We start from the raw sequence: 1,678 nt of genomic DNA, 5'->3' as shown, positions 1-1,678 counted from the left end.
ATAACAAGCACTAAATAATTAGTCGCTCCTTACGAAGTCGGATCTTCAAAACGAAACATAAAAATTTCGTTTCCAAATCTTGATAAAAATTAAAATAAAAATATTTTTTACTTCTTTCTTGAGAAGCTCCATCATCTTTTTCAAATTCCATGCTGCTGCAGCCATCAAAGCATTGATTTGAGGTCCCACTTCTCCATGATAGTAGTTTTGTCCCATCCTAAAGTTGGTTTTCAAATGTCCAATGATTGGTTCTATTGCTGCACGAGTTCGGAATTTCTTGCGCTTTTTCTGTCTTTCATAATGACTATCTCTTTTCAAGGGTGGTTTTGGTGTGGATACTTTCACTCCTTTCACTTCTGATTTTCCACGACCTCCTCGATCGTAGATTAATTCTTTTGGAAGTGGAAGATTATTGTCTTCCATTTGCTCTAGGAGAGGTTGAATAGTATGCCCATCATAAGGATTGTCTATAAATGCTTTAATGCTCAATATGATTTTCTTTCCTTTATTAGAAGTCGTTATTAATCCCACTTTATTACCAAACTCATAGGGTTTGTGTGATTTGCCTTTTGCTATGCAGTTTGTAAATGGCTTATGAATACTGTAGATCTTGTTTTTGTCTTTCTTTTTTTGATTTACAACTTTTTCATATAGTGCTAAGGCATCTTTATATTTCCTTGACTGTTGTGATGTGAAATTCCTGCGTAGTTCACGAATTAAACGTTTAGCTATTGTTTTAAGATGACGTTGAGATGATGTTGCTTTTTTAGCTCGCTTAGGATGTTGGCCATTATAGGTATTTCTAACTAATTGTTTGCTTACATGAACATAAGTTTGTCTTTGAGCAAGTCCTTCTTCTTTTGCAATTTTATTACAATAATCAATAACTTTTTTGCAAAGCTTTGCATCTGTAGGAAAAGTAGTATTATTCTCCTGAACAGTAGTATCTGATAAAACATAGCTAGATGTCCTTAGAACTATGCATATGCACGGAATAGGAAAATATCTTTTCCAAACCCTTCTCTTTTATACGTTTACGAAAATGAACAAAAGCACTTGGATCACAAGGGAAATTGTGTTGGAAGAATACTTCACCACAAAAATATTGCATGTAAGGATTAGAACTCCAGGCTTCCGGAACTCGTTCGTCTCCAAGGTTATAAATGTTTTTAAGCATTAAACAACCAACCATAAAGCGAATAGGAAGACTTTTTTGACCTGTATGAGAATAGAGGGGGGCAAACTCTCTCTCAAAATAAGACCAATCTATTTTGTCAGCTAATAAAACAAGTTCATGTTGAGTATTAATAAAATCAACAAGTGTGGGTTGGAATAAATTTCTTTGTTTTTGCGGGCTTTCTCCTAACATAATTTGCAAGGTTTTGATAGCTAAAGTTACAAAACCTTGCAAAATAAAACAAGAAAAATGTCAATTAAATTGCTGGCAATCAATGTGTTGATTAGGCGTCAAGGAGCGACTAATTATTATCATCTACATCACCATTTGTATTGTTTATAAATACGGTCCCTCAGTAAATCATAAAATTCCATTTTTCTCCCCTGGTGCATTTTTAAGTACTGTCCTTTTTATTTTGGTTTCTTCCGGATTCTTTTTTCTGGCTACAAATTTTTTGAATTACAATAAAGTTTATGGTTCAATTGGAACATTAATGATGGT

General features: G+C 33.6%; 3 protein-coding genes. 1 reads left to right on the top strand and 2 read right to left on the bottom strand.

Going from position 1 to position 1,678, the window contains the following annotated elements:
* Window positions 1-45: 45 nt before the first annotated feature.
* A complete protein-coding gene (locus VNJ50_RS14500; protein ID WP_325583013.1) occupies window positions 46-576 on the bottom strand; it encodes a transposase in 531 nt (176 codons plus the stop codon).
* A gap of 385 nt (window positions 577-961) precedes the next feature.
* On the bottom strand, window positions 962-1,369 hold the full coding sequence (locus VNJ50_RS14495; protein WP_325583012.1) for a transposase: 408 nt from the start codon (window positions 1,367-1,369) through the stop codon (window positions 962-964).
* A gap of 112 nt (window positions 1,370-1,481) precedes the next feature.
* On the opposite strand from VNJ50_RS14495, the gene VNJ50_RS15680 reads away from it, so the two are divergent.
* Window positions 1,482-1,678 (top strand): YhjD/YihY/BrkB family envelope integrity protein (locus VNJ50_RS15680; protein WP_414652908.1); only part of this gene is annotated, 197 nt, incomplete at its 3' end.

It is taken from the genome of Gelidibacter sp. (assembly GCF_035577925.1).
Taxonomy (GTDB): domain Bacteria; phylum Bacteroidota; class Bacteroidia; order Flavobacteriales; family Flavobacteriaceae; genus Gelidibacter.
The sequence above is the reverse complement of the archived record's forward strand: the minus strand, read 5'-3'. Positions and strand labels throughout refer to the sequence as shown.

Excerpts from the sequence above, each read along its gene's own strand:
- VNJ50_RS14495 (WP_325583012.1), bottom strand. The coding sequence starts at position 1,369 with ATGTTAGGAGAAAGCCCGCAAAAACAAAGAAATTTATTCCAACCCACA.